5 protein-coding genes are annotated in these 6,163 nt (G+C 55.2%); all 5 read left to right on the top strand.

Features of this window, described 5'->3' with window-relative positions:
- Positions 1–281 precede the first annotated feature (281 nt).
- The 5 genes from ABS761_RS16630 (at position 282) to ABS761_RS16610 (ending at position 6,002) form a co-directional block, all read left to right on the top strand.
- A complete protein-coding gene (locus ABS761_RS16630) occupies positions 282–530 on the top strand; it encodes a DUF2933 domain-containing protein (protein ID WP_350409515.1) in 249 nt (82 codons plus the stop codon).
- 34 nt (positions 531–564) lie between these two features.
- Positions 565–1,491, top strand: coding sequence for a F510_1955 family glycosylhydrolase (locus ABS761_RS16625; protein WP_350409514.1), 927 nt, complete (start codon positions 565–567; stop codon positions 1,489–1,491).
- 303 nt (positions 1,492–1,794) lie between these two features.
- The gene (locus ABS761_RS16620; protein ID WP_350409513.1) at positions 1,795–2,853 is read left to right on the top strand and encodes a YncE family protein; all 1,059 of its coding nucleotides are present in this window, start codon (positions 1,795–1,797) and stop codon (positions 2,851–2,853) included.
- Positions 2,854–3,075: 222 nt separating this feature from the next.
- A complete protein-coding gene (locus ABS761_RS16615; protein ID WP_350409512.1) occupies positions 3,076–4,911 on the top strand; it encodes a copper resistance system multicopper oxidase in 1,836 nt (611 codons plus the stop codon).
- Complete coding sequence (locus ABS761_RS16610; RefSeq protein WP_350409511.1) at positions 4,908–6,002, top strand: copper resistance protein B; 1,095 nt, start codon at positions 4,908–4,910, stop codon at positions 6,000–6,002. Before ABS761_RS16615 ends, ABS761_RS16610 begins: the two co-directional genes overlap by 4 nt.
- The last annotated feature ends 161 nt before the right edge of the window (positions 6,003–6,163 follow it).

The raw sequence follows: 6,163 nt of genomic DNA, 5'->3' as shown, positions 1-6,163 counted from the left end.
TGGCGGGGCCCTCCTGAGGGCTTAGTATCGCCGGATTTCTCTACTTCTGAGCTGTCCACTTTTACGGGAGGACGTCAGTCAAAAGCCTTGCCACTCGACTCGGAAGCTTGAGGGGACGAAAACGCGCATGACATGCCTCGCCCATGACAAATATGTAATGGGGGCGTAATCAGATTGAAAGCACGGAAGCACTACAGTGCATTACCCGTCGGCTCAGCCACAGGGCCCAAAGGAATCCGAACTGAGCTGCATATCTGAAGGATACGATGATGAAATGTGATATGAAAACCATGATGAAAGCGGCTCTCGGCCTAGGTGTCGCCATTGCCATAGCGTACGTAGCTATGCCTGCCGTCCGTGGATGGATTCTTGCCAGTGCCCCATTTTTGTTCTTGCTGCTTTGCCCCGTAATGATGTTCTTCATGATGAAAGGCATGCAATCTTGCGACACAGGACAAAGGGCTGAAAAAGCGCAGGCTGATAAAGCCGCCTCCCCACCCTTAGTCGGGCACTCGCCGCTCGGAGACTAGCAAGCCAATAGCCACCTTGGATAAGGAATATCACGTGACACGCCCTAAAACGATTCTTACCGCCCTGGCAGCAACTAGCTTCGCCACATTGTTGACGCTAGGCGGGTTTGTCAACGCCATCGCAAGCACCCAACAGGTTGAACTCACGCATGTGCATGGGCTTGCCTATAGTGCAGACGGCAAGCAATTGCTCATCCCAAGCCATCATGGCATCGCGGCGTACGCTGATGGTCAGTGGTCGAAAATGCCAGGCCCCGCGCACGATTACATGGGATTCTCGGCGACACATAACGCCCTTTACAGTAGCGGCCATCCCGCAGTCGGCTCAAAGCTGGTCAACCCCTTTGGCCTCATCAAAAGCACTGATGCCGGTAAAATTTGGCAGCAGCTAGGCTTGGCAGGAGAGTCCGATTTCCATACTTTGGCTACCAGCTATGAAACCAACGCCGTTTATGTCCTGAACTACCAAGCCAACACTCGAATGCCCAAGCCTGGCCTATACACGACCAAAACAGATGGCGTGATGTGGACACAGGCGGCGGCCAATGGTTTGAAGTCTAAAGTCAACGCCTTGGCCGCACACCCTAGCGACGCTAGTATCGTTGCCGTGGGTGCAGCCGACGGGTTATACCTGTCTCGTGACGCCGGCAATAATTTTGCTCCCTTGGGTGGAAGCACACAGGTGCTCGCGCAGTGGTTCGATCTAGATGGAGAGCACCTTTGGGTCAGCAGCTACGCGAATTCCCCCGTACTAAGCCGCTTGAGTCTGAAGGAAGGTGGGGCTGACGAAAAAATTGAGCTTCCGGTACTGAGTGAAGATGCGGTGGCATTCATTGCCCAGAATCCCGTCCGCCACGAAGAGTTCGCCATAGCAACCTTCAAGCGTAATACCTATACCACTCAAGATCGTGGTGCGACCTGGGTGCAGATAGCTAAAGATGGCATGACGCTCGATAAGTAGGACCCTGACGCCGTATCTTTTAACACCTACGCAATATAGGGCGGCTCGGGCAATATCGTGGGCAATAAGCTGATAAAAATCACTGTGATCGCGCTGGCAGTGACTGGGCTCATTGCCGTTTTTTCCCTCGTTGGCATGGGAGTCATGATGTTCTGGATGATGAACACTTGATATGAGCGTGACACGATTACGAAATTGTAATAGCGGTGTCATCGGCTCGTCAGAGGTGAATCGATAAAGTGATGGATAAGCGGCGCTGCTGCCGCTTTTAATGTCTTACCATCCCGAATCGGAGATCCCACAATGCTTCAAATACGTCCTCTTTTTGTTTCGATTGCCCTCACACTAGCCGCGAGTGCAGTCCAAGCTGCAGCACTGCCAAATGGGGTGATTTACAGCGCCAATGAAGGCGACGGCTCCATAAGCGAAATCACTTTAAGCACAGGCGTTGTACGCACGGTAAATGTGTCTGTCGTACCGCACAATATCCAGATTTCCCCAGACAACAAGGTACTGCTCGCCGTGGGTATGGCAGCCACCAGCACAAATACGCATGATGCCCACGGTGGCGCGGAGCAGAATGATGCCAAAGCCGGTTCCCATGCTGACAGTCCGGCCAGCCTGCTGCTTTTAAACGCCTCCCAGCCAGGTCAAGCGATGGGAGTCCTCCCTTCCGGAAACCATCCAGCTCATGTCGTGACGAGCCAGAATGGTGATCGGGCCTACATCACCAACTCTGAGGCTAACCAGATCTCAGTTGTTGATATCGAGCAGAAAAAAATCATCGCTGAGATCCCCACTGGAAGTTTTCCCCATGGCTTGCGTCTCAGCCCGAATGGCCAAGAGCTGTATATCGCAAACGTCACCGATAACAGCGTATCCGTCATAGATACCCAAAGCCTCAAAGAGTCTGCACGCATTCCCGTTGGCAAAGCACCGGTCCAGGTCGCATTTACACCAGACGGGGCGCAGCTCTATGTATCGCTGCGAGACGAGAACAGCGTTGCCATCATCGACACTACTACCAGACAGGTCGTCAAACGCATAGAGGTCGGGCGCAATCCTATTCAGCTATACACAACTGCTGATGGCAGCAAAGTTTACGTTGCCAATCAGGGTAGCGATAACGATCCGGACAACACGGTCTCTGTCATCAATACGAGCAATCAAAGTGTTCAGGATACGGTGATCACCGGCATGGGAGCCCATGGGGTTGTCGCCAGCAACGATGGCGGTTTTGTCTTTATTACAAACAATAAGGACGATACGGTCAGCGCGATAGACGCAAGCACACAGGCTGTCGTCGCGACATACCGGGTAGGCTCCAATCCTAACGGTATTACCTATCGCTCTATTCCGTAAGCGCAATTCGCCAGTGGATCTATCCGTGCCGCAGCCTGCGCACATCGAGGCCGCGGCCGCATAACTCAACCTGCGGCCCACCTTACATTACAAAAATGTAATGCGAGCGTCATCGGGCCGACATGAGCACTTCGTTAAAGTGCTAACCACTGATTTTTAATTGAAGCCTTGATCACCTGTGAGTGATCGGTGCCTATTTTTCCGCCCTCTGGATACGCTCACGTGAAACACCAGTCACCATTTTCTCTTGCTCTGCCCATATTGCCCCGCCGCCGCTTCGTTCAAGGCCTTGCTGCCGGCGGCGTTCTGTTGGGCTTATCGCCCTTTGCCCGAGCAGCCGGGGTTCCATCGGCGAGTACGAGCATCGGCACAGCTTCCGTGCTCTCGGGAACCGAATTCAATCTGGAGATCGGTGAATCACCCGTCAACTTCACCGGTAACCCGAGGATGGCTACCACCGTCAACGGTTCGCTCCCTGCACCGACCCTGCGTTGGCGCGAAGGCGATACGGTGACCATCCGGGTCAAGAACCGCCTGAAGGAAGCAACCTCTATCCATTGGCACGGTATCATCCTGCCCTTCCAGATGGACGGTGTGCCAGGAATCAGTTTTACCGGCATTGCGCCTGGTGAGACGTTCACCTACCGATTCAAGGTCGAACAAAGCGGCACGTACTGGTATCACTCGCACTCAGGCATGCAAGAGGCGACGGGCGTCTATGGCGCCATCATCATCGAGCCCGCACAAACTGACCCCATACGCGCTGATCGAGAGCACGTAATTCAGCTCTCAGACTGGACCGACGAAGATCCCATGCGCGTCCTCGCCAAACTGAAAATGCAGGGCGACTATTACAACTACAACCAACCAACAGTGATCGATTTCTTCCAGGATGCGTCTCGCGATGGCCTTAAAGCAGCTATCGACAAGCGCAAGATGTGGAACGAAATGCGCATGAGCCCGACCGACTTGGCAGACTTGTCGGCCGATGTGCTGACTTATCTGATGAACGGCACCACCCCGGCAGGCAATTGGACAGGGCTATTTCGCCCGGGCGAGCGCGTCCGCCTGCGTTTCATCAATGGCGCGGCCAACACCTTCTATGACGTGCGTATCCCAGGTCTTAAGCTCACTGTGGTTCAGGCCGATGGCGTGAACGTAGAGCCGATAACAGTGGACGAGTTCCGCTTTGGGCCAGGCGAAACCTACGACGTGCTGGTCGAACCCAAGGACGATGCCTACACCGTGTTTGCACAGGCTATGGATCGAACCGGTTACGCGCGTGGCACGTTAGCGACGCGTGCCGGGCTAGCTGCTTCAGTCCCCCAGATCGATAAGGCTGAATGGTTAGATATGGCCGATATGATGGGCGCCATGGGCGCAGGCATGGCCGGGATGGCAGGCATGGATCACGGCGGCTCTAGCCAGTCTCCCATGACGGGAATGAACCATGGCGCCATGGCAGGCATGAACCACGCCGGCATGGCAGGCATGGCCGGTATGGATCACAGCGCCATGGGTAAAGACAAGGCCAGCAGCACCGTACGTCATGCGAGAACTGAGTACGGCCCAAGTACCGATATGCATGTTGATATGCCGCGCACAAACCTGGATGACCCTGGCATCGGGCTACGCAATAACGGTCGACGCGTCCTGACTCTCGCAGACCTGCATACGGTAGGCGGCGCAATGGATCCGCGTGGGGCTGAGCGCGAAATCGAGCTCCATCTCACCGGCAATATGGAACGCTACACCTGGTCTTTCGATGGCGTTGAATTCGGTCAATCCACGCCCGTGCATTTTCGCTACGGCGAACGAGTCAGGGTTATCTTGCACAACGACACGATGATGACGCACCCCATGCATCTGCACGGTATGTGGAGCGAGCTGGAAGCACCTGATGGCACCTTCCAGGCACGTCGTCACACGATTCCCGTACAACCGGCACAACGGATCAGCTTCCTGGTCACTGCAGACGCACTGGGCCGCTGGGCCTGGCATTGCCACCTGATGCTCCACATGGATATGGGCATGTTCCGCGAAGTGGTGGTGGCATGAGCTCAATAAACGAGAAAAAGGTAATCTTGACCGTGAATACCCATATAAAGAAGCACGCACTTGCGCTTGCTATAGCAGCGCTAGGTGCCACCCCGCTTTTTGCCTACGCCCAAGCGCACGACGCCCATAGCAGCCATTCTGCCACGCCAGCGAACTCGGCTCCTGCCGATGCTGCCAACATGTCCGGCATGGATCATGGCACGATGGATATGAACGGCCAGGCTCACGGGGCCATGCCCGGTATGAATCATGGCCAAACCGACGCCACGCCATCGACCCCTAGTCACGATATGAGTGCAATGGGTACGGATAGCGGTGAGATGGATCATGGGGCCATGCAAATGCAGGGCGGATCGGCGCCCCCTGATGCCCGTGACCCCGACGCTTATTCTGGGGGGTACACCCTGGATTCGGGCAAGTACTCACTGGGCCCAGCACAGCGCCTGCGTATGTCTGACGAGCACAACTTCGCTTCTGTGAAGATGGACCGACTTGAGTACGTTAGAACCCGTGGCAATGAGTGGGCAGCCTACGAAGGGCAAGCTTGGTTCGGCGGCACCTACAACCGGGTAGTGTTAAAAGCTGAAGGGAAAGTAGCTGACAGCAAACTTCAGGAGTCCCGAACAGAGTTGCTGTGGGGACACGCGATCTCTACGTTCTGGGACACACAGCTGGGGGTCCGTGTCGATCATGGCCAAGGCGTACCAAACAGAGAGTGGCTCGCCTTTGGCGTACAGGGCCTGGCGCCCTATTGGTTTGACATTGATGCCACCGCCTACGCGGGGTCTAACGGCAGAACAGCGCTACGCCTGAGCGCTGAATACGACCTGCTGCTCACACAAAAACTGGTATTACAGCCTCGCGTAGAAGTTAACTTCTATGGCAAGCGTGATGAAGCCCGTGCGATCGGTAGCGGCCTATCGGACGGTACTGCGGGCTTGCGCCTGAGGTACGAAGTAACCCGGCAATTCGCTCCCTACATCGGAGTGGAATGGGCAGGCAAATTCGGCCAAACAGCCACCTTCGCACAGGATGCAGATGAACGCACACGCGAAACTCGCTTTGTCGCCGGTCTGAGCTTTCGGTTCTAACTTTGTACCAAGGGGCATCTCGCTCGATGTCCTTACCTTTTCCCTATCCAATAATGGTTTTTATGAAAAAAGCACTGGCTATACTGGGTATTCCGGTTGATCGTGACCAGCGATTCCGGCATCGTGACCACCCAGTCCGGCATCGTGACCAGTGATTCCGA

Source organism: Castellaniella sp. GW247-6E4, assembly GCF_040276065.1.
Taxonomy (GTDB): domain Bacteria; phylum Pseudomonadota; class Gammaproteobacteria; order Burkholderiales; family Burkholderiaceae_B; genus Castellaniella.
This window is presented reverse-complemented; position numbering and strand designations above follow the sequence as displayed.